This is a genomic window from Streptomyces sp. SID13666 (assembly GCF_010548325.1).
In the GTDB taxonomy this organism is placed as follows: domain Bacteria; phylum Actinomycetota; class Actinomycetes; order Streptomycetales; family Streptomycetaceae; genus Actinacidiphila; species Actinacidiphila fildesensis.
Map to the genome: position 1 here is coordinate 35,413 of NZ_JAAGLX010000036.1, position 20,397 is coordinate 55,809.

Sequence of the window (20,397 nt, forward strand, 5' to 3'; positions counted from 1 at the left end):
GCGTTCGTGCGGCGGTCACTTCCCGAGAGCCGCCACACCGACGCGCGCGAACTGCTCGTCCAGGTCGCCGCTGGGGGCGCCGGCGACACCGATGGCCGCTATGGGCGCACCGCCGTCGGTGACGGGGGCGGCGCCGGCCAGGAAGAGGGTGCCGGGGATGTCCTTGAGGTTCGGGGCCTGGGCCAGCCGCTCGGCCAGCTCCGAGGTGGGGGCGTTCCAGGAGACCGCGGTGTACGCCTTGCGCTCGGCGGACTCGTAGGACTGCGGGCCCGCGCCGTCGCCGCGCAGGGTGACGACGGTGTTCCCGTTGCGGTCGACGACCGCGACGGTGACGTGCTGGCCGGCCTTCTCGGCGGCGTCGAGCGCGGCCTGGGCGCCCTTGGCGGCGGCGTCGATCGTCAGATGCGCCGTCCGGACGGTCTGCGACGGCCGGACGTCGGCGGTCTTCGCGGCGGGCGCCGGGGCGGCGGACGCCGACACACTGCCGAAGACGCCGGCGCCGAGAGCGGCGGCAGCGAGGGACCCGGCCAGAACACGAGCGGAAATCTTCACGGTCACTCCTCAGAGAATCGGTGCGGCCCGCACCGGGCCTGCCCTTCGATCCTCGGCCCGGACCGGGCCGATCAGGGTCGGCGAGCCGGCCCCTCCCCGCGGGCACGATGGATGACGGGGCCGTCAACCGATCGGATGATGCGGGGCCGGCGGGGCCGGGCGATAAAGGGATACGGGGGCAGGAGCGGCCGACGACGAGGAGATCCACGTGAGCACCACCCCGCGACCGGCGGCGGAGACCGCCGACCCCGATGCGGGCTGGCTCACCCTCGTCATGCACACCGCGTTCGTCCTGCTGCTGGGTGCCTCGCTGACCCGCTTCGTGGTGCACCATCCGGGCGCCGCCAGGGTGCCGTGGGTGATCGGCCTGAGCGTCGCGCTCGCCGTCCTGTACGCGCTCGGTCCGGCCGCCGGAAGGGCTGGGCCCTCGGCCCACCGTCTGTGGCTGGCGGCCGTCGTCGTCGCCTGGGTGGTGATCGTGCTGCTCGCGCCGAGCTTCGCCTGGTGCGCGATCCCGCTCTTCTACAGCGGGCTGCGGACCCTGCCGGCACGTGCCGCGATCATCCTCGTGGCGGCCCTCACCGTCCTGGTCGTCATCTCCCAGCTCCGGCTGGCCGACGGCTTCGACCCCAACCTCCTCCTGCTGCCGCCCGCCGTCGCGGGCCTCGCCACCGCCGTCTTCCTGCACATGCAGCGGCAGGCCGCCCGTCAGCACGCACTCATCGATGACCTCGTCAGGACCCAGCGCGAGCTCGCGGCGACCGAGCGGCGCGCGGGCGCGCTGGCCGAGCGGCAGCGGCTGGCCATGGAGATCCACGACAGCCTGGCGCAGGGCCTGTCCAGCCAGCAGATGCTGCTGCAGGCCGCGGCCCGCACCTGGGACAGCGATCCCGGCACCGCCAGGACGCACGTCACCACCGCGACCTCGATCGTCGCGCGCAACCTCGCCGAGGCGCGCGCCTTCGTGCACGACCTCGCGCCCGCCGACCTCGCCGACGGCGGCACCCTGCACGACGCGCTGCGGGCGCTGGCCGAACGCGAGTCGGCGGAGAGCGGCCTGCCGGTCCGCTTCCACCTGGACGGAAGCCCTGGCGGAACGCCGATCGGAACCACCCCGAGCGGCACGGCATCGGGCGGGCTGCCGGCCGCCGCGCAGGCCGCGCTGATGCGGATCGCGCAGGGCGCGCTGGCCAATGTGCGCGAGCACGCCGGCGCCTCGGCCGCCGTGATCACCCTGTCGTACCTCGGCGACCAGGCCGTCCTGGACATCGCGGACGACGGCCGCGGCTTCGACCCGGCCGACCGTGCGGCCCCCGGCTCCGGCGCCGCCGAAGGGGCGGGCCGCGGCCACGGCCTGCCGGCGATGCGCGCCCGGCTCCGCCAGTTCGGCGGCACCCTGACCGTCGAGAGCGGCGCGGGCGAAGGCACCGTCGTCACCGCCACGATCCCTCTGGAGCACCAGTGACCGCCTCCGCCGCCGTACCGGAACCCACGCCCACGCCCGCCCCCGTGCGGCTGCTGGTCTGCGACGACCACGCCGTCGTACGCGCCGGGCTCCTCGCGCTGCTCGCCAGCGCGGGCGACATCGACGTGATCGGCGAGGCCGGGACGGGCGAGGAGGCGGTCGTCATGGCCGCCCGGCTGCGTCCGCAGGTCGTCCTGATGGATCTCCAGCTGGGGAACGGGATCGACGGCGTCGAGGCCACCCGGCGGATCACCTCGGCCGTCGAGGCGCCCGACGCGGCCCCGCACGTCCTGGTGCTGACCACGTACGACACCGACGCCGACATCACCCGCGCCATCGAGGCCGGCGCGACCGGCTATCTGCTCAAGGCGGAGCGGCCCGAGGAGCTGTTCGCCGCGATCCACGCGGCGGCCCAGGGCCGCACCACCCTCTCGCCGCCGGTCGCCAGCCGCGTCATGGCCCGGATGCGCGCCCCGCGCCCGAACCTCACCGAACGCGAGCTGGACATCCTCGCCCAGCTCGCGCAGGGCCTCGGCAACCGCGACATCGCCCGCGCCCTGTTCATCAGCGAGGCGACCGTCAAGACGCACCTGGGCCGGATCTACGACAAGCTCGGCGTCGACACCCGGGCCGGAGCGGTGTCCGTGGCCAAGGAGCAGCGGCTGCTGCGCTGACCACGCGGCCGGCCGGCGGCTGCTGCGCCGACCCGGACCGGCCGGCGGCTGTTGCACCGACGCGGACCGGCCGGCGGCTGTTGCACCGACGCGGACCGGGTCGCGCCCACGCGTCGTTCCGCCGCGTCATTCCGCAGTCGTACCGCGTGCGACGATCGACAGTGTGATCGACCTCGGCTACGCCCTCTCCCGCCGCTTTCCCGACCCCCCGCAGACGGACTACCGCACCGCGACCGTCCACTCCCTGCGTCACGACCTGTTCTGCGGCGATGTGTACCTCGCGAAGGGCGAGCGCGAACTGTCCACAGCCTGGGGATGGGTCCCGGTGCTCGACTTCGCGTGGGCGATGTGCGACATCGTCGAGCGGCTGGACCAGGACCCGCGCGGCAGCCGCGCCTCGCGCTCGCAGTACGCCGAGTTCGACTTCACCGAGTCCACGGACCGGCTCCGCTTCGCGCGGCGCTTCGGCTACGTGGACGTCGTCGCCGACTGGGCCGAGGACGAGCCGCCGCTCTCCCTGCACCACACGACGTTCCGCCGCGAGGCACGCGACTTCCTGCACGACCTGATCGCGGACCTGACCGACATGCACGACGGCCTCGGCGACAACCCGGCGATCTGGGACCTGCGGGCCCGCTTCCCGCGCGTGTGACCCATTCGGGTCAACCCCGGATGCGCCGGTTCTGACCAGGGCTTCTCCTTGAGTCATGGAAAACTACCCGATGCTCGACCTCTTCTGGACGATGCTTCTGCTGTTCTTCTGGGTGCTCTGGTTCTTCCTGCTGTTCCGGATCATCGGGGACCTGTTCCGCGACCGCGAGCTCGGCGGCTGGGCCAAGGCGGGCTGGATGATCCTGGTCATCCTGCTGCCCTTCGTCGGCGTGCTGGCCTATGTCATCGTGCGCGGCAAGGGCATGAGCCAGCGCGACGTCAAGCAGGTGGAGGCCCAGCAGACGGCCTTCAAGCAGTACGTGCGCGAAGCGGCGGGCACGCAGGACGACAGCGTGGACCAGCTCCACAAGCTGTCCGAGCTGAAGAGCCGCGGCGACCTCACCGAGGAGGAGTACGCCCAGGCCAAGCAGAAGCTCCTGGCCCGGTCGTCGTAACGCGGTAGCGCAGGCCCCGGGTCTCCCGGACACCTTCGGACCTCCCGGCTTCCTCCGGACCTCCGGCCTTGACGTGAACCTAGGTTCACGTCGAAGGATGAGCGGTGCGGGCGCCACCAGGCGCCCGCACCGCCCGAAGATCCGGAGAAACGCCATGCGCGCCGCCCGTCTGCACGCCTTCGGCCCCGCCGAGAACCTGACGTACGAGCAGACCGAGACCCCGGTTCCGGGTCCCGGGCAGGTGCGGATCGCCGTCGGCGCGGCCGGGGTCCACGTGATCGACACCGTCTTCCGCCAGGGCGACCCGAAGAGCCCATACCCGCTGCCCGAGCTGCCGACGATCCCCGGCCGCGAGGTGGCCGGCACCGTCGACGCGCTCGGCGAGGGCACCGACGCGCGCTGGCTCGGCCGGCGCGTCGCCGCCCACCTCGGCATGGTCCCCGGCGGCTACGCCGACACCGCGGTCACCGACACCGGCAAACTGCACGAGCTGCCGGAGAACCTGGACTTCGCCGAGGGCATCGCCATGATCGGCACCGGCCGCACCACCCTCGGCATCCTGCGGTTCGCGGACCTGACCGACCAGGACGTGGTGATCGTCACCGCCGCGGCCGGCGGCATCGGCACCCTGCTCGTCCAGCAGGCCAAGAACCTCGGCGCGACCGTCGTCGGAGCGGCGGGCGGCCCGGCCAAGGTCGAACGGATCCGCGGCCTGGGCGCGGACGTGGCCGTCGACTACAACACCCCCGGCTGGACCGACCAGGTGCGCACCGCCCTCGGCGGCCGGTCCGCGACCGTCGTCTTCGACGCCGTCAGCGGTCCGCTCGGCCGCGCCGCCGTCGACCTGCTCGGCAAGGGCGGCCGGCACCTCGTCTACGGCTGGTCCGCCGGCGGACCGCTGGAGCTCGGCGAGGAGGAACTGGCCACTCGTGGGATCACCTCGCAGACCGTGATCGGCCCGCCGATGATGAAGGCGATCGGCGGCCCCGAGGGCCTGCGCGCCCTGGAGGAGGCGGCCCTCGCGGAGGCCGCCGCCAGCCGTCTCGTACCTGCGGTGCAGCGCTTCCCGCTGGCGGAGGCCGCCGCCGCGCACCGGGCGCTGGAGACCCGCGCCACGATGGGCAAGGTCGTGCTGGTCCCGTAGCCGCCGCATCCTTGGCCGCCGGTCGCGTGCCGTCCCGCGCGCCCCCGGGCGGTGCCCGGCCCGGGGGCGCCAGGGAACTCCATGGGGCCTCCGGGGAGTTCCCTGGGCGAGATCGAAAGCCAATGCGTCGAGGAGAACACCACCATGGCCCTGTGGAATCGCTTCAAGGAGTCCGCGCAGACCATGCAGACCCAGCTCACCGCCAAGAAGAACGACCTCAAGAGCGGGGCGTTCCGCGACGCGAGCATGGCGATGTGCGCTCTGGTCGCCGCCGCCGACGGTCAGATCGACCCGTCCGAGCGCCAGCGCGTGGCGTCGCTGATCGCGGGCAACGACGTATTGCAGAACTTCCCGGCCGATGACCTGCAGCGCCGGTTCGACGCCTACCTCGGCAAGCTGACCGCCGACTTCGACTTCGGCAAGGTCGGGATCCTGCAGGAGATCGGCAAGGTCCAGAAGAAGCCGACCGAGGCCCGCGCCGTCATCCAGATCGGCATCGTCATCGGCGGCGCCGACGGTGACTTCGACAAGACCGAGCAGGGTGTCGTCCGCGAGGCGTGCTTCGCGGTGGGCATCGACCCCAAGGAGTTCGACCTCTAAAGCCGCCAGGACCGCCAGGGCCAGAACCTCTAGGACCGCTAGGGCCAGGACCGCTAGGGCCAGGACCTCTAGGACCGCTGAGAAACCGGCTTCCTGGAGCCGGCCGGCTGGAAGCCGGCCACGCGGACCGTCAGGCCGCCGCCCGGATTCGCGGCGGCGGTGGCCACGGCCCCGTGCGCACGGGCGATCGAGGCGACGATGGACAGCCCGAGTCCCGCCCCCTCCCCCGGCCCGTGGCGGCGGGCCTGCATCCGCCGGAAGGGCTCGAAGAGCTCCGGCACCTCGGCGACCGGCACCTCAGGGCCGGTGTTGACGACCTCCAGGCCGTCCGCGCCGACCCTGACCCACACCTGCCCGCCCGGGTGGTTGTAGCGGATCGCGTTGCTCACCAGGTTGTGCACCAGATGCCCGAGCAGCACGGCCTCGCCCTGCACGGTCAGCGGCCGCAGTTCGGTCCCGACGGTGACCCCGTGCTCGCCCGCCTGGTCCGCGAGCGCCGTCGCCACGCTCGCCGCGGTCGCGTCGAGCGCGATCGGCCCGACGCGCTCCAGCCCCTGGTCGCTGGCCGAGAGCAGCAGCAGTCCGTCGATCAGCTTCTCGCTGTCATCGGCGACGTCGATGAGTTTGCCGCGCAGGCGCGCGAGCCGTTCCGGATCCAGGTCCGGGTCCGCCAGCCCGATCTCGGCCGCGGCACGCTGCACGGCCAGCGGCGTCCGCAGCTCATGGGCGGCGTTGGCGACGAACCGCTGCTGGGCGGAGACCAGCTGCTCTATCCGGTCGAGCATGGTGTCGAACGTGTCGGCGAGCTGCTTCAGCTCTCCGGGCGGCGCCTTCAGCTTGATGCGCTCGTGCAGGTTCTCACCGGACAGCCGGCGGGCGGTGGACGTGATGACGCCCACCGGACGCAGCACCCGTCCCGCCATCCACCAGGCCAGCGCCACCGACAGCACGGCGAAGACGGCGAGCGAGATGAGCGAGACCGTCAGCAGTTTGCTGAGGGCCGCGCTCTCCGCCGCCGTCGTGATCATCTTCGTCGCCGCGTGCGCCTTGGCGGCGTCGAACGTCTGCCCCTGCAGGGGAAGCGCCGGCTGGGCCTCGGCGAACTGCCGGGTCGGCAGGGCGTACGGGGAGCGGGGGCCGCCGCCGATGGGGACGGCGGTGGTGACGGCGAGGCTGATGGTGGAGTAGAGACCGCTGCGCACCAGCGAGTACACGAGGGCTATCAGCACGCCGCCGGCCAGCACCAGCAGCCCGCCGTACAGACTCGTCAGCCGGGCCCGTTCACTGCTCAGCCGCCAGAGCCGCAGACGGAACCGGCTCATGACCGGTCCCGGGAGGCGGAGTTCGGGGCCTGGACCCGGGAGGCGGAGTTCGGGGTCCGCTCCCCGGCGGTTGAGTTCGGGGTCCGCTCCCCGGCGGTTGAGTTCAGGGCCTGGTCCCCGGCGGCTGCGTTCGGCGACCGGTCCCCCGGAACGTCGGCGATCCGGTAGCCGACGCCCGGCACCGTCTCCACCACCTGCGGCTCGCCGAGCTTGGTGCGCAGCTTGCTGAGCGTCACCCGGACCGCGTTCGTGCGGTAGCTGGTGTCCTCCTCCCACACCTGCTCGATCAGGTCCTCGCCGCTGACGACCGCGCCGTCCGCGCGCATCAGTACCTCCAACACCGCGAACTCCTTCCGGGACAGGCTCAGATACCGGCCGTCGCGGCTCGCCTGGCGGCGCGCGCCGTCCATGACGAGGCCGGCGCGTTCGATCACCGGGGGCAGCGCGGGGTGCACCCGGCGGCCCAGTGCCAGGACCCGGGCGAGCAACTCGTCGTAGGCGAACGGCTTGGTGAGGTAGTCGTCGGCGCCCAGGCCGAGCCCCGCCACCCGGTCGCGGACGGTGCCGGCGGCGGTGAGCATCAGCACCCGGGTGAGCAGCCGCTGCTCCACGACCCGGCGGCAGACCTCGTCGCCGTGGACCCCGGGCAGATCGCGGTCCAGGACGAGCACGTCGTAGGCGCCGAACCGGAGCTTGCGCAGCCCTTCGGCGCCGTCCGACGCCACGTCCACCGCGATGGCGTCACGGCGCAGCCCGTCGGCCACCATTTCGGCCAGGAATTCCTCGTCCTCCACCAGCAAAACACGCATGTGCCCCTGTTTACCCGATGGGGACCTTTCGGCGTTGTAAAGGACCTCGCTTAGAGAAACGAGAGCTCTGCGGCTGTCAATCTCCTCCCGTCACTATCCGGAACAGCCGCAAAGTGAGAATCCCATGAGAAATCGCAACCGCGTTTCCGCCGGCGCCGCGGCACTGGCCTCTCTCGCCCTCTTCGCCTCCGCCTGTTCGGGCTCCGATACGGACTCCGACGCGAAGGGATCGCCCGGGAAGAGCTCGGCCGACACCGCCGCCGACAAGGCGCTCAAGTTCCGCAAGTGCCTTCGGGACAACGGCATGGACGTGCAGGAACCCAAGCCGGGCGAGGACCCGCGGGGCATGACGATCGGCAGGAACGGCAGTGAGGCGTCGATGAAGAAGGCGATGGACGCCTGCAAGCAGTTCAGCGCGAATCCGTCGGGAGAAATATCCCAGGCGGACAAGGACAAGGCTCTCAAGTTCGCGCAGTGCATGCGTAAGAACGGCGTCGACATGCCCGATCCGAACTATGGCGGCAGTGGCGGGATGCAGAAGGCCATGCCGATGCCGCAGGGCGCGGAGAAGGAGAAGTTCGACAAGGCCAACAAGCTCTGCTCCGTCGACTGACGACCGGCGTGACCGACGGCATGCGCAAGAGCACGCACGGAACGCACGGAACACGCCGAACGCAGGCAAGGCACGAAACGCAGAGCACGCGGCCGAGCACGCAGGGGACGGACGGGAATACGTCGATGAAGCGCAAGAGAATCGTTCTGGCCGCCGTGGCGGTGGTCGTGGTCGTCGCCGGGGGCGGCGTGGCCGTCACCGCGCTGGCCGCCCCCGACAAGGGGGTGACCCAGCAGAATTCCGGCCTCCCGCCGGCGACCGCCCCGATCGAGCGCGGCGATCTCAGCGACAGCACCCAGAAGCAGGGCACGCTCGGGTACTCCAAGGAGCGCAAGATCAACGCGGGCGCCATGGGCACCATCACCTGGGTCGCCGGCGCCGGCTCCTCCGTCGCGCGCGACGGCAGGCTGTACGAGGTCGACGGCAAGCCCGTACGGCTGATGTACGGCACGACCCCCATGTACCGGACGCTGAAGACAGGCGACAAGGGCGACGACGTCCGGCAGTTGAAGGAGAATCTGCGCGCCCTCGGCTTCGGCTCCGGCCTGGCCGCCGACGGCACGTTCACCGCCGGCACCGCCGATGCCGTGAAGCGCTGGCAGAAGGACCACGACCTGCCGAGGACCGGCACGACCGGCCCCGACCAGATCGCCTTCTCCGCCGGCCCGGTACGGATCAAGTCGGCGGACTCCACCGTCGGCGACCAGGCCGGCCCCGGCAAGCCGGTGCTGACCACGACCAGTTCCGAGCGGATCGTCGAGTTCAAGCTGGAGGTCGCCGACGGTCAGCTGGCGCGGACCGGCACCAAGGTCACCGTCGATCTGCCGGGCGGCGGGACCGCGCAGGGCAAGGTCTCCTCCATCGGCAAGACCGTCGAGGAGGGCGAGGACCCGCAGGACAAGACACCCAGGATCTCCGTCACGGTCACCTTCGACGACCCGTCCAAGGTCGGCGGCCTCGACAAGTCCCCGGTGACGGTGAACCTGACCGGCCAGACCCACAAGGGCGTGCTGTCCGTACCCGTCAACGCCCTGCTGGCGCTGCCCAGCGGCGGCTTCGGCGTCCAGGTCGTGGAGAACGGCAAGGCGCGCGACGTCGCGGTCGAGCTCGGCATGTTCGGGCAGGGGCGGGTCGAGATCAGCGGCGGCGGGCTGCGCGAGGGCATGAAGGTCGGGGTGCCGTCGCTGTGAGTTCCACCGGTAGCGCCCCGAACACCGTCGTCGAACTCGTCGGCGTCGGGAAGGAGTACCCGGGCGGCGTCGCGGCGCTGCGTGGCGTGGACCTGACGATCGACGACGGCGAACTGCTCGCCATCGTCGGCCCGTCCGGCTCCGGCAAGTCCACCCTGCTGCACATCGTCGGCACCCTGGACCGGCCGTCCTCCGGCTCGGTCGCCATCGCGGGCCACGACGTCGCCGCGCTGTCCGACCGCAGGCTCTCCGCGCTGCGCGCCCAGCACGTCGGTTTCGTCTTCCAGGCGTTCCATCTCGTGCCCGGCATCAGCGCCCAGGACAACGTGGCCGAGGGGCTCCTCTACTCGGGGCTGCCGCGCGCCGAACGCCGCCGCCGGGCCGCCGCCGCGCTGGAGCGCGTCGGCCTCGCGGACCGGATGGACCACAAGCCGCACCAGCTGTCCGGCGGGCAGAAGCAGCGCGTCGCCATCGCGCGCGCCGTCGTCGGCGAACCCGACCTGCTGCTCGCCGACGAGCCCACCGGCGCCCTGGACTCCGCCTCGGGCGAGGCGGTCATGGAGCTGCTGCACGATCTCAACAAGGAAGGCGCGACCATCGCCGTGATCACCCACGACAGCGAGATCGCCGACCGGCTGCCCCGCCAGGTGCGGATCCGCGACGGCCGGGTGGTGGCGGACACCAGACAGGCCCGCACGAGTGGCGGGACGGGTGCTGATGCCAGGACGGACGCGGCAGCTGACTCCGCACCCGGCACTGTGCCCGGCACCGCACCCGGCACCGGGACCGACGCCGGGACCGACGCCGGAGCGGTCGCCGTATGAGGCGCACCGCACTCTCCCCCGCCCGGCTCAGCGCCCGCGATGTGTTCCACGTCGGATCCGCCGGGCTGCGCGGCCGCCCCCTGCGCGTCGTCCTGTCCGCGCTGGGCATCGCGCTCGGCATCGCGACGATGATCGCGGTGGTCGGCATCTCGTCCTCCAGCAAGGCCCAACTCATGCGGGAACTGGACCGGTTGGGCACCAACATGCTCGTGGTGACCCCGGGCGACGCGCTGTTCACCGGCCAGGACGCCCGGCTGCCGAAGGAGGCCCCGGGCATGGTCGGCCGGATCCCGGGCGTCGAGCAGGTGGGCGCCACCGGCGACATCAAGCAGTCGGTACGCCGTTCCGAGAAGATCCCCGAGGGCGACACCGGCGGCATCGCCGTCAAGGCGACCACCGAGGAGCTGCTGAAGACCCTGCGCGGCTCGGTGCGCAGCGGCAGCTGGCTCAACAAGGCCACCGGCAGGTACCCGTCCGTCGTGCTCGGCAGCGTCGCCGCCGACCGCCTCGGCATCACCGCCCCCGGGCAGCAGGTGTTCATCGGCGGCCGGTACTTCACCGTCACCGGCATCCTCGACCCGCTGCCGCTCGCCCCCGAGATCGAGCGCTCCGCCCTCGTCGGGTGGGACGCGGCGGAACGGCTGCTGGGCTTCGACGGCCATCCCACGTCCGTCTACGAACGCTCCACCGATGCCGCGGTCGCCGCCGTACGCGACCTGGTCCCGCGCACGGCCAACCCGCAGAACCCGCAGGTCGTGAAGGTCACGGATCCCTCGGCCGCGCTGCAGGCGAAGGCCGCCACGGACGGCGCGTTCACCAATCTGCTGCTCGGTCTCGGCGGGGTCGCCCTGCTGGTCGGCGGTGTCGGCGTCGCCAACACCATGATCATCTCGGTGCTGGAACGCCGCTACGAGATCGGGCTGCGCCGCTCCCTGGGCGCGACCAGGGGCCAGATCCGCATCCAGTTCGTCACCGAGTCCCTCATGCTCTCCGGACTCGGCGGCCTGGCGGGCATCGCCCTCGGCTCCCTCGCCACCTTCGTCTACGCCACCACCGGCGGCCTCCCGTGGGTGGTACCGCCGTGGGCCGTCAGCGGCGGCTTCGGCGCCACGCTGATCATCGGCACCGTCGCCGGCCTCTATCCGGCGGTCCGCGCGGCCCGCCTGTCGCCGACCCTGGCGCTGCACGCCGCGTAGGGCCGGTCCGGCCGAGCCCGTACGCCTCCCGTGGAACCTCCGTGGAACCTCTCCGGAAGGAAGCCCCCGTGCCCCTCGTCCCACCAGACCACCCGAGCCCCGCCTTCACCGTCCGTGTCAGCACCCGCGGCACCGTGCCGGTCGTCGAACTCCACGGCGAGATCGACCTCATGGCCACGCCGTACATCAGCCGACGGCTGGACGGACTCGCCCGCCGGGAGCACGGGGGCCACCCTCCCGACCTCGTCATCGACGTCACCGGCGTCACGTTCATGGACTGCCGTGGGCTCTCCGTGCTCGTCCACGCCCACAACCTCATCAGCGCACGGCACGGCCGGCTGCACCTCACCGGCGTCCGCCCGCACCTCCGCAAACTCCTGCACCTCACCGGCCTGGACAGGACCTTCGCCGTCCAGGACGCCCGCGTCGGCCGCGTATCAGCGCCCTGTCGGTGACGCGGTCCACAGTGGAGTCGTTGCCCGGATCCGCCAGGGCCACCAAGACCTGACGGATCCGGGCAGCGCCGGCCAGGACCCCGGAACGCCCCAGGAGGACCGATGAACGCGCCGTCGACGAACGCGCCCAGGACCGACACGCTCAAAGTGCCCGGAGCCACCCTCCACTACGAGATCCGCGGCTCCGGTCCCGTCCTGCTCATGATCCACGGCGGCTCCGGCGACGCCGGTGTCTTCGAGGGCGTCGCCGGCGCCCTGGCCGACCGCTACACCGTCGTCACCTACGACCGGCGCGGCAACTCCCGCAGCCCGGTGGAAGGCCCGCCGCAGGACATGAGCGTCGCGACCGACAGCGAGGACGCCCGCCTCCTCCTCGCCGCCCTCACCGACGAGCCCGCCCACGTGTTCGGCAGCAGCTCGGGCGCCATCGTCGCCCTCGACCTGCTGACCCGGCACCCGGACCGCGTCCGCATCGCCGTCCCCCACGAACCCCCGTTGTTCGGCGTGCTCCCCGACGCCGACGAGCACATCGCCTTCCTCAGGAACGTCCACGCCATCTACCTCCGCGACGGCGTCGGCCCCGCGATGGAGGTCTTCGGCGCCCGCATGGGCCTGGACACCGAAGGTCCCCTGCCCCACACGGAGCTCCCCCCACAGATCCGCGACCTCGTCACCCGGATGGCCGCCAACACCGACCGCTTCCTGGCCCACGAGCTCCTGCCGGTCACGAACCACCTCCCGGACCTGACCGCCCTGGCCACCGTGGCCCCCCAACTGGCCCTGGCCGGCGGCCGCGACTCCCGCGGCTTCCTCCCCTACCGCCCCAACACCGTCCTGGCCACCCGCCTCGGCATCCCCATCACCGACTTCCCAGGCAACCACGCCGGCTACCTCCCCCACGCCCCGGCCTTCGCCACCCGACTGGCCACCCTCCTCACCCGCTGACCGGCTCACGGGCGGCCCGGGTGAACGCGAGAAGGGCCACGAGGGCGTTCAACAACGGGGGTTCAGCCCCATCCCCCGCGCCTGACCCCGCCAAGCGGTCACCGACTCAGGTCAGCGGACGACGGCCTGGATCTCGCGGACGGTCAGGTCCGTGGTGGTACCGAAGGTCCCGTCGGGGAGATCGACCGGCTTGGGGTTGCCGGTGCCCGTCCAGCCGATCTTCCAGGTGACGGTGGCCTTGAAGTGGTACGGGCTACCGGCGCCGGACGCGTGGCGGTAGGCGCTCAGCGCCTGGGCAGCTTGTGCGTCGCGCTCCGCAGATCCGTCGCGGCCGCCGCCATCGACGCCGCCTCCGGCCGGGCCGCGCACGCATCGCTCACGCGTCGCTCACGCAGACGGCCCCGGACGCGGTGTCCGGGGCCGTCTGTGGTGGTCACGATGTGGTACTCGCTCGGGCCGCTGGTGCGACTCGGGCGGGTGGTGCGGGGAGCCCCCTGTCGGATTCGAACCGACGACCTTCGCTTTACAAGAGCCAGAGTGATCGTGCCGCGTCGTTCCGGCTCGTGTTGGCGAATGCCGTTCTTCCTGGTCAGAGCACGTATAGCTGTCTTTTCTGTGCTGCGCGGTGATGCACTGTCCAAAGGCATCCGTCCACCGGCCGTCCACCGAAGGGCGCGAGCAGAGCCACAGTGCGGTGTGCCTTGACCTTGTAGCTTTTCGACAACCACCTACGGGAAGATCGCGCAGCCGATGGCCAACCAACAGAATCGGCACTCACGCGCTGCAGTCGGACTGGACCAATGCCGATCATCGATCTCCTGATCGGCTGAGCGTACGGCTGCGGAGCACGGTACGGACAAGGCTCCTCCACGCCCTACGCCTTTCCGAGGTGCTGTGTGAGCTGCTGGAGCGTGTCCCAGGTCTGGGCGTCGGTGCCGTCGCCGAGCGGGTAGTGGAGCGCGGGGGCAGCGGTGGGTCCCAGTTGGACGGGGTGCAGGTCGAGGGGAGGGCGGCGGGCGTGCGTGAGGCCGATGTCGCGTACGTCGGTGGCGCCGAGGGTGAAGGAGAGCGGGATCGGCGGGGCCTCGAAGTGCGGGGGGACGGCGAGGTCGGTCCGGGCGCGGCCGAGGGAGGTGAGCATCGAGCCGAGTCCGTGCTCGGCGACGAGGGTCGCCGCAAGGGGCTCTATCGCGTCGAGCGGCGGAGCTTCGTCCGGGCCATAGCCGAGGGTGAGCGTGATGTCTTCCCGGATGCCGTTCACGATGCGGGTGACGCGCTGACTCGCGAGGGCGGGGCGGTCGGGGTGGCCGACTGCGAGCAGCTGGGTCGGCTCGGGCGCGCGGTCGCGGGCCAGGTCCGTCAACTGGCGCTTCGACCAGGGAAGGTTGATCGGCTCGGCGGTACCCCAGCCGGCGGGAGGCCTGCCGGTGAGCATCTGCCAGGCAGTCTCCAGGGACCGGCCGAGTACCAGCCCCTCGTGAGGCCGGTACAAGGTGCGGAAGGCCACGACCAGCTGGCGTGTTTCCACAGGACCGGTGGTGGCGGCGGTGAAGGCTTTGGCCACCGGGGTCTCGCCGGTGTCGGCGTGTGCCGGGGTGAAGGTGCCGTTCATCCAGTGCAGTACAGCGCCGGAGAGCCCGTCGTAGTAGCCGCAGTCGGGATCCTGGACCACCCAGCGGTTGGGAACACCGGTGAGGGCTGCGCGCAGCGGCAGGCTGAGACGTACGTGCGGAGGGGTGACGATCTGCAGTGCGTGACCGCTCTCCGCGGTCGTCCGCAGGATGTCGGAGAGCCAGGCGGTCAGAGCGACCACCGGCCGGTCGGCCAGGATCACCGCCGTCGTGTCGGTGAGAACGTCCACGGCGGGTTGCGCGTCGGTGGGCGCCGGATGCACGTCGATGTCGGCTGCCGATGGATCGGCGAGGCCGACGACCCCGACGGTGCCGGCCGCCGCCGGCCACGTCACGCCGCCGAGCAGAACCGCGAGCCTGCCCGCGACCGCGCCGGCGAGCCGTTCAGCCTCGGGAACAGCGGTGGAGGCGCGTGCCTCCGTCCACCAGAACGGAGCCCGCGGGAGTGACGTCTCCCGGCCGAGGAGCCGCTCAGCTTCGCCTGGTACCTGGACGAGGAGAGGGGCCTCCACAGATACCAGGGGGCGCCCGTCCAGCGCTCGCAACTGGATGACGGCGCCATCGTTGGCGGAGTCCACCCGCAGTTCCGGTCCTCCCGCGTACAGGCCGGCCAGAAGGGTCCCCACGTCGGGCATCTCCGGGGTGAGGGCAATGACGTCCTTGGTCATGCGCTGCTCCCCGGGATCTCCGCCGCGCCCGCGGTCGGTGGGTGTGCCGTGTGCGCGGAGTCGGTGCTCTGGGCGGGTACGGACTCGGCGGCCGGTGTGTGCGCGAGGACGCTGCCCGCGATGGCCGTCTGGATTAGCTGGTGGGGTCGGCCCCGGCGGACCAGCGTGCCGCGTCCGGGTGGTTGCTGGGAGGCGTACAGGCCGGGGAAGAGCTGCCCTTCGGTACGGTCCCCGGTCATGACGAGGGCCGCCGTCCCGGTTTCGCGCAGGGTGGTCAGGAACGGTTCGTACAGTGCCCGCGAGGACCCGGCGACGCGGCGGGCGACGACGAAATGCAGCCCGATGTCCTGTGCGGAGGACACGTACGGCAGGAACGGGGCGAGCGGCTGCTGGCCCGCGGTGGTCAGGATGTCGTAGTCGTCGACGAGGATGACGATGCGCGGGCCGGTGAACGTGGCGCCGTCCGGCAGCTCGTCGTGGTCGACGCTCTCGTCGGGGAGGCGTTTCTCCAGTTCGGTCGCGATTCCGGCGGCGAGGCCGGAGCTGACCCTCGCGTTGTGGGCGTAGCCGCCGCGGTAGGGCTCGGGGATGACGCCCCGCAGCCCGCGGCGTGGATCGAAGACCGCGAAGACCAGCTCGTCGTCTCCGTACCGGGCGATGAGCTGCTGGGCGAAGAGCTTCAGCAGGTTGGTCTTGCCGCACTCGGTGTCCCCCAGGACCAGCAGGTGCTGGTCGTGCGCGAACAGATCCAGCAGTACAGGTGCGAGACCGTCCTGGCCTACGCCGATGGGAACTCTCGTCGGCTCGGCGGCCAGGGGCGGAAGTTCCGCGGCGGGCAGGCGGGCCGGCAGCACCCGTACGGGCGGGGCGGTTTCACCGTGCCAGTTGGCACGGATGCTCCGGACCGCGTCCTCCAGCGCCGCTCCCAGATCGGTGCCGGGAACAGCGTCGATGCGGGGCAGCGCAGCCTGTGCGAAGAGCTTGCCCTGGGTGAGGACCCGCCCCGGAGTGTCGGTACCGAGGGTCTCGGAGAGCTTGCGATCGATGGAGGAATCGCTCGGGTCGTTGAGCCGCAGTTCGAGCTGGGTGCCGAACATCGACTGGGTGGCGATCCGCACGTCGTTCCAGCGCAGCATGCCCGCGACCACATGGATGCCGTAGCCGCCGCCTCGTTTCAGCAGATCGGCGACAGCGTCGTCGAGGGCGGCGAACTCGTCACGCAAGGCGCCGAACCCATCGACGATCAGCACAATGTCGGTCGATCCGAGCTCCGGCAGCCGGCCTCGGCCGCGCAGACTCCGGAGCTGGTCGATGGAGTCAATGCCGTGTTCACGGAAGAGCTCCTCGCGGGCGGCGAGCGTGGCGCGGACCTCGGCGACGGTCCGCACGGCACGCTCATGATCGGCCCGCCCCGCGATACCGCCGACATGCGGCAGTCCCGCCAGCGCGCCCAGTCCCCCGCCGGCCAGGTCCAGTCCGTAGAGGGCGACCTCGTAGGGGGTGTGGGTCATGGCCAGGGACAGCGCGAGGGTGCGCAGCAGCGTTGTCTTGCCGGACTGGGGTCCGCCGATGACTGCCGTGTGCCCACCGGCGACCGTGAGGTCGAGGGTCCATGGCCCCTGCCACTGCCGGGCGGGGTCGTCGAGCAGGCCGAGCGGGACCCGCATCGGGCCGGGGCGCCGAGCGAGCTGCAGTCCGCGTTCGGAGACCTGGACCGGTCCCGCCGCGCCGTCGAGGGTGAGCAGGTCGGGCAGCGGGGGCAGCCAGACCCGGCGTACGGGCGGTGCGGCGCCGCGGAGTTGGTCGACGATCACCGACATGACGGTCGGTCCGGTCTCCCGCTCCCGCATCGTGGGCCCGGCGTCGGCGCCGTCCACCGCTTCCGTGCCGGTATCCGCTGCCGTGGAAAGCGCATTGAAGGCGGGGTAGGGCCAGACCATCGGCGTTTCGTCGGCCGACTGGTCCGGAGCCGCCCCGCGGAAGGCACCGGAGACGAATCCGGCCTTGAAACGCTCGTACGTCGAGGTGTCGACCTTCAGGAAGCCGAAGCCCGGCAGGGGCGGCAGGTGGAAGGCGTCCGTGGTGTCCAGTACGGTGCGCGATTCGTCGGCGGAGAAGGTGCGCAGACCCAGCCGGTAGGACAGATAGGTCTCCAGCCCCTTGAGCTTGCCGGCTTCGATGCGCTGGCTGGACAGCAGCAAGTGCACGCCAATGGAGCGGCCGATACGGCCGATCGAGAGAAAGAGGTCGATGAAGTCGGGCTTCGCTGTGAGGAGTTCACCGAATTCATCGATGACGACGAACAGATGAGGGAGCGGCTCCAGGTCCGGACGCTTGGCGCGCAGCGCGGCGTAGTGGCCGATGTCTGCGACGTTCCCGGCTTCCTTGAGGACCTGCTGACGGCGCTTGACCTCGCCCGCGAGGCTGGTGTGTACCCGCTCGACGAGCCCGGCCTGGTTCTCCAGGTTCGTGATCACCCCGGCGACGTGCGGCAGCTCCGCGAACGGGGCGAACGTCGCACCGCCCTTGTAGTCGACCAGCACCATCGCCAGATCCTCCGGCGGATGGGAGGCGACCAGGGCGAGTACGAGCGTACGCAGCAGTTCGCTCTTCCCGGATCCGGTGGCACCCACACACAGCCCGTGCGGTCCCATACCGAGCTCGGAGGACTCCTTCAGGTCGAGCAGCACCGGCTGGTGGCGGTCGTCCACTCCGATCGGTACACGCAGGAAGGCCCGCTCTCCGCGCGGTGCCCACAATCGCCCAAGATCGAGATCTGCCGGATCCGTGACGCCCAGCAGGCCGGCGAAGTCCACCGCACCGGAGACAGGAGTCCCCTCCGCCAGCGATTCGGCCGACAGCCGCAACGGGGCCAGCAACCGTGCGATCCCTTCGCACCCGGGGGCGCTCACGGCGTCCGACGCTCCGTAGGCGACCGTGTCCTGCGAGGCGCGCAGATCTTCGATCACGAGCTGATCACCGTCGACGGTGATGCGGACGGACACCTGATCCGGTTCGTGCACCTGCTGCTCCAAGAGGTGCAGCACCGTAATACCCATGTCCGCCAGGGAAACGGCCGTGTCCGGGCGGGGCAGTTCGACGGCGGTCCCGCCGTACTCGTCGCTGATCACCAGCAGCCGGTCGGCGAGCTGCAGCGCGTTCCTGTCGGACAGGCCGCGGCGCACTTCCGCCGCGAAGGATGCCCGCTGCCGAAGGTCGGAGCCGAGCAGCCGGGCCAGCTGCGGCAGGCTCGGCGCGATCCGCCGTGCGGCGACCGGCCCGTCGAGCTCCTGCGCGTCCAACACGTGGGGCAGCCACTTGACCCACTCCCACTCCGCCAGCCGCTCGCCGGGTATCCCGAACGCGAAGGCCACATCGTCGGGGGCATGGGTGACCGCGGTGGCGATCAACATGGCCCGCGCAACCCGCAGAACACCTTCACGGTCCCCTACGACGCTGACGTTCCCTGCGCGGTCCAGCGGCAGCGTCAGCGGGAAGTCCGCCGCCGTCCCGAACCGTGTGACCAGGGCACGGGCTTCATTGAGCATGAACGGATCGGGCGGAGTCAGGACGCCTCCGGCGGAGCTCTCCCCGATGGCGAGCTCCTGCACCAGCACCTCACCGGTGCCCAGGCGAATCCGGAGGAAGTCCGCATCCGTACGACGTCGTTCCCACAGCCGCGCCGGGTCATTCACCAGGTCGTACAGCGCCAGCGGCGGCGGGCTGAGCAGTCTGGCCGACCGGCGCTGTTCCCGTTCCGCCGTGCCGAGCTCGTCGCGCAGCTCCTCCAGATACTCCAGATACCGCTCGCGCTGCGTGCGACGGGTTCGCTGCGCCTTGCCCCGCTGCGACATGAAGAGCGCGACCGCACCCACCAGGGCGACGACCAGGACGATGGCGCCCAGGCCCGCGAACTGGCTGTTGCGGATGACGGTCATCATCACGACCGAACTCATCACGCCGGCCATCGGCAGCAGCGCGGTCGCGGCCGTACCCATCTTGCCCTCGGGCAGATTCGGCGGCGGCTCGATCGTCCGGGGGGTCACGGGATCGAGTGGCCGGGTGGAGCGCGCCGGCCGGTGGATCAGCTGAACGGTCATCGCGCTCGTACCGCCCGTTCCATGGCCTCAGCCGCCATGAGGGTGGCGGCTCGCCGGGTGGCGTCACCGAGCAGAGCGGTCCGGATCGGTCCCCCACCGGCCAGATGCCGGTCATAGGGAAGCGACACCACAGTGACTCCTGTCTCCCGCAGATGCGCGGCTGCTGCCTTCGGGTCAAGCACGGGATCGGGCGAGTTCGCGGTCAGGGCGACCACGGTGGTGGCGAGCGCCGAATCCGGTAGCCGGGCCAGCCAATCGAGTACGACACGAGTTCCGTTGACGCCCTCCGCGGTCATCGGGGCGACCACGACGCGGGCGTGGGCGGTGTCCATCGCGGTGCGTGCCACCTCGCCCGGCAAGGTCTCGCAGTCCACCACCGTCACCGCGAAGTACCGCCGGAGCGCGAGCGAAACCGTACGGTACGTCCGTACATCCAGCGGTGCTCCCACTCCTCCCTGGCTCGCGGGGAGCAGCCAGCCGCCGTCCGTCAGCGGCACCAGATAGCCGGTGATGTCGGTCAGCTGCATCGAGGGCGTGAGCAGATGCGCCAGTTCCCCGCAGGACCACCGCACCGACTGCGCGCCAAGCCGTACCGGCAGGGTGCCGAGCACGGCGTCGGCCTCCAGCGCGAGCACCGGATCGTGCCGGTAGTGGTTGAACGTCCGGGCCAGCAGCGCGGCCACCGTCGTCTTTCCGCCCCGCCCCGGATCGAGGTCACAGCGATCACCCGTCCCGTGGTCACGGGCTGTTGCAGCTCCTGGGCGACCCGTGATTCCTCGGTCACCTCCCGCGCGGCCGACGCGGTGAGCTTGCGCAGGGAACGTCCCGTTCGCCGGGCTATCGAATCCCCGTGGAGCGGGGGCCCCATGGCGAGGGCCAGCCGGGGATCGACGGTGGGAACGGACTCAGGCGTGGCCATGGGCAGCCGCGGGCTCCGGACCGGGCGTACCGCCAGGGGATCGGGCCGCGTGGGGTTCGGCGGAGCGCTCGGCGGGAGGGCGCTCGGTGGGAGGGCGGCGCGGCTGCCACTCGATGTCGGAGGTGGCTCCGCATGCGGCGTCGCCGCCGAAGTCGTAGCCGGTGCCACCGGATTTGCCGGGGGT

General features: G+C 71.5%; 18 protein-coding genes, 1 tRNA gene and 1 pseudogene. 12 read left to right on the plus strand and 8 right to left on the minus strand.

Going from position 1 to position 20,397, the window contains the following annotated elements; genetic code table 11:
- Positions 1 to 15: 15 nt before the first annotated feature.
- A complete protein-coding gene (locus G3I60_RS32835; protein WP_138354104.1) occupies positions 16 to 552 on the minus strand; it encodes a heme-binding protein in 537 nt (178 codons plus the stop codon).
- Between the two features lie 274 nt (positions 553 to 826).
- Here G3I60_RS32835 and G3I60_RS32840 point away from each other — a divergent pair, with 274 nt between their 5' ends.
- The 6 genes from G3I60_RS32840 to G3I60_RS32865 all read left to right on the plus strand — a co-directional run bounded on the left by G3I60_RS32840 (position 827) and on the right by G3I60_RS32865 (position 5,541).
- Positions 827 to 2,017 (plus strand): sensor histidine kinase, encoded by a 1,191-nt coding sequence (locus tag G3I60_RS32840; RefSeq protein WP_164296193.1) that lies wholly within the window; start codon positions 827 to 829, stop codon positions 2,015 to 2,017.
- Positions 2,014 to 2,691, plus strand: coding sequence for a response regulator transcription factor (locus G3I60_RS32845; protein ID WP_164296151.1), 678 nt, complete (start codon positions 2,014 to 2,016; stop codon positions 2,689 to 2,691). The genes G3I60_RS32840 and G3I60_RS32845 overlap by 4 nt, the downstream gene beginning before the upstream one ends.
- A gap of 163 nt (positions 2,692 to 2,854) precedes the next feature.
- A complete protein-coding gene (locus tag G3I60_RS32850) occupies positions 2,855 to 3,343 on the plus strand; it encodes a hypothetical protein (protein ID WP_138354102.1) in 489 nt (162 codons plus the stop codon).
- Between the two features lie 55 nt (positions 3,344 to 3,398).
- Positions 3,399 to 3,797 (plus strand): SHOCT domain-containing protein, encoded by a 399-nt coding sequence (locus G3I60_RS32855; RefSeq protein WP_138354101.1) that lies wholly within the window; start codon positions 3,399 to 3,401, stop codon positions 3,795 to 3,797.
- A gap of 154 nt (positions 3,798 to 3,951) precedes the next feature.
- Positions 3,952 to 4,941: a zinc-binding dehydrogenase gene (locus tag G3I60_RS32860; RefSeq protein WP_164608093.1), complete on the plus strand. Its 990-nt coding sequence runs from the start codon at positions 3,952 to 3,954 to the stop codon at positions 4,939 to 4,941.
- 144 nt (positions 4,942 to 5,085) lie between these two features.
- Positions 5,086 to 5,541 (plus strand): tellurite resistance TerB family protein, encoded by a 456-nt coding sequence (locus tag G3I60_RS32865; RefSeq protein ID WP_138354099.1) that lies wholly within the window; start codon positions 5,086 to 5,088, stop codon positions 5,539 to 5,541.
- A 68-nt stretch (positions 5,542 to 5,609) separates the two neighbouring features.
- Here the strand turns inward: G3I60_RS32865 and G3I60_RS32870 are convergent, their stop codons facing one another.
- Both G3I60_RS32870 and G3I60_RS32875 read right to left on the minus strand, forming a co-directional pair.
- Entirely contained in the window at positions 5,610 to 6,863 is a 1,254-nt protein-coding gene (locus G3I60_RS32870; RefSeq protein ID WP_239070548.1) for a cell wall metabolism sensor histidine kinase WalK, read from the minus strand.
- Between the two features lie 158 nt (positions 6,864 to 7,021).
- Positions 7,022 to 7,672 (minus strand): annotated as a pseudogene (locus G3I60_RS32875) (response regulator transcription factor); the annotation flags it as partial.
- 124 nt (positions 7,673 to 7,796) lie between these two features.
- Here G3I60_RS32875 and G3I60_RS32880 point away from each other — a divergent pair.
- The 6 genes from G3I60_RS32880 to G3I60_RS32905 all read left to right on the plus strand — a co-directional run bounded on the left by G3I60_RS32880 (position 7,797) and on the right by G3I60_RS32905 (position 12,895).
- Positions 7,797 to 8,285 (plus strand): hypothetical protein, encoded by a 489-nt coding sequence (locus G3I60_RS32880; RefSeq protein WP_164296146.1) that lies wholly within the window; start codon positions 7,797 to 7,799, stop codon positions 8,283 to 8,285.
- A 125-nt stretch (positions 8,286 to 8,410) separates the two neighbouring features.
- The gene (locus G3I60_RS32885) at positions 8,411 to 9,475 is read left to right on the plus strand and encodes a peptidoglycan-binding protein (RefSeq protein ID WP_164296145.1); all 1,065 of its coding nucleotides are present in this window, start codon (positions 8,411 to 8,413) and stop codon (positions 9,473 to 9,475) included.
- Positions 9,472 to 10,299, plus strand: a complete 828-nt coding sequence (locus tag G3I60_RS32890) for an ABC transporter ATP-binding protein (RefSeq protein WP_164296143.1) — start codon at positions 9,472 to 9,474, stop codon at positions 10,297 to 10,299. Before G3I60_RS32885 ends, G3I60_RS32890 begins: the two co-directional genes overlap by 4 nt.
- Positions 10,296 to 11,495 (plus strand): ABC transporter permease, encoded by a 1,200-nt coding sequence (locus G3I60_RS32895; RefSeq protein WP_164296141.1) that lies wholly within the window; start codon positions 10,296 to 10,298, stop codon positions 11,493 to 11,495. Before G3I60_RS32890 ends, G3I60_RS32895 begins: the two co-directional genes overlap by 4 nt.
- A 68-nt stretch (positions 11,496 to 11,563) precedes the next feature.
- Positions 11,564 to 11,950 carry an STAS domain-containing protein gene (locus G3I60_RS32900; protein WP_164296140.1) on the plus strand — a complete coding sequence of 129 codons (387 nt, stop codon included), beginning with the start codon at positions 11,564 to 11,566 and terminating at the stop codon, positions 11,948 to 11,950.
- A 102-nt stretch (positions 11,951 to 12,052) separates the two neighbouring features.
- Complete coding sequence (locus G3I60_RS32905) at positions 12,053 to 12,895, plus strand: alpha/beta fold hydrolase (protein ID WP_164296138.1); 843 nt, start codon at positions 12,053 to 12,055, stop codon at positions 12,893 to 12,895.
- 111 nt (positions 12,896 to 13,006) lie between these two features.
- On the opposite strand, the gene G3I60_RS32910 is transcribed toward G3I60_RS32905, so the two are convergent.
- The 5 genes from G3I60_RS32910 to G3I60_RS46930 all read right to left on the minus strand — a co-directional run bounded on the left by G3I60_RS32910 (position 13,007) and on the right by G3I60_RS46930 (position 19,977).
- A complete protein-coding gene (locus G3I60_RS32910) occupies positions 13,007 to 13,264 on the minus strand; it encodes a hypothetical protein (RefSeq protein WP_164296136.1) in 258 nt (85 codons plus the stop codon).
- A 119-nt stretch (positions 13,265 to 13,383) separates the two neighbouring features.
- Positions 13,384 to 13,456 (minus strand) — tRNA-Thr (locus tag G3I60_RS32915).
- Between the two features lie 313 nt (positions 13,457 to 13,769).
- Positions 13,770 to 15,194 (minus strand): DUF6177 family protein, encoded by a 1,425-nt coding sequence (locus G3I60_RS32920; protein ID WP_164296134.1) that lies wholly within the window; start codon positions 15,192 to 15,194, stop codon positions 13,770 to 13,772.
- Positions 15,191 to 19,294, minus strand: a complete 4,104-nt coding sequence (gene eccCb / locus G3I60_RS32925; RefSeq protein WP_164296132.1) for a type VII secretion protein EccCb — start codon at positions 19,292 to 19,294, stop codon at positions 15,191 to 15,193. Before eccCb ends, G3I60_RS32920 begins: the two co-directional genes overlap by 4 nt.
- On the minus strand, positions 19,291 to 19,977 hold the full coding sequence (locus tag G3I60_RS46930; RefSeq protein ID WP_343241985.1) for a type VII secretion protein: 687 nt from the start codon (positions 19,975 to 19,977) through the stop codon (positions 19,291 to 19,293). The genes eccCb and G3I60_RS46930 overlap by 4 nt, the downstream gene beginning before the upstream one ends.
- Between the last annotated feature and the right edge of the window lie 420 nt (positions 19,978 to 20,397).

Coding starts and splice junctions, on each gene's coding strand:
- G3I60_RS32840 (WP_164296193.1), top strand. CDS start 827: ATGCACACCGCGTTCGTCCTGCTGCTGGGTGCCTCGCTGACCCGCTTC.
- G3I60_RS32855 (WP_138354101.1), top strand. CDS start 3,399: ATGGAAAACTACCCGATGCTCGACCTCTTCTGGACGATGCTTCTGCTG.
- G3I60_RS32860 (WP_164608093.1), top strand. CDS start 3,952: ATGCGCGCCGCCCGTCTGCACGCCTTCGGCCCCGCCGAGAACCTGACG.
- G3I60_RS32865 (WP_138354099.1), top strand. CDS start 5,086: ATGGCCCTGTGGAATCGCTTCAAGGAGTCCGCGCAGACCATGCAGACC.
- G3I60_RS32870 (WP_239070548.1), bottom strand. CDS start 6,863: ATGAGCCGGTTCCGTCTGCGGCTCTGGCGGCTGAGCAGTGAACGGGCC.
- G3I60_RS32880 (WP_164296146.1), top strand. CDS start 7,797: ATGAGAAATCGCAACCGCGTTTCCGCCGGCGCCGCGGCACTGGCCTCT.
- G3I60_RS32885 (WP_164296145.1), top strand. CDS start 8,411: ATGAAGCGCAAGAGAATCGTTCTGGCCGCCGTGGCGGTGGTCGTGGTC.
- G3I60_RS32895 (WP_164296141.1), top strand. CDS start 10,296: ATGAGGCGCACCGCACTCTCCCCCGCCCGGCTCAGCGCCCGCGATGTG.
- G3I60_RS32905 (WP_164296138.1), top strand. CDS start 12,053: ATGAACGCGCCGTCGACGAACGCGCCCAGGACCGACACGCTCAAAGTG.
- G3I60_RS32920 (WP_164296134.1), bottom strand. CDS start 15,194: ATGACCAAGGACGTCATTGCCCTCACCCCGGAGATGCCCGACGTGGGG.
- eccCb (WP_164296132.1), bottom strand. CDS start 19,294: ATGACCGTTCAGCTGATCCACCGGCCGGCGCGCTCCACCCGGCCACTC.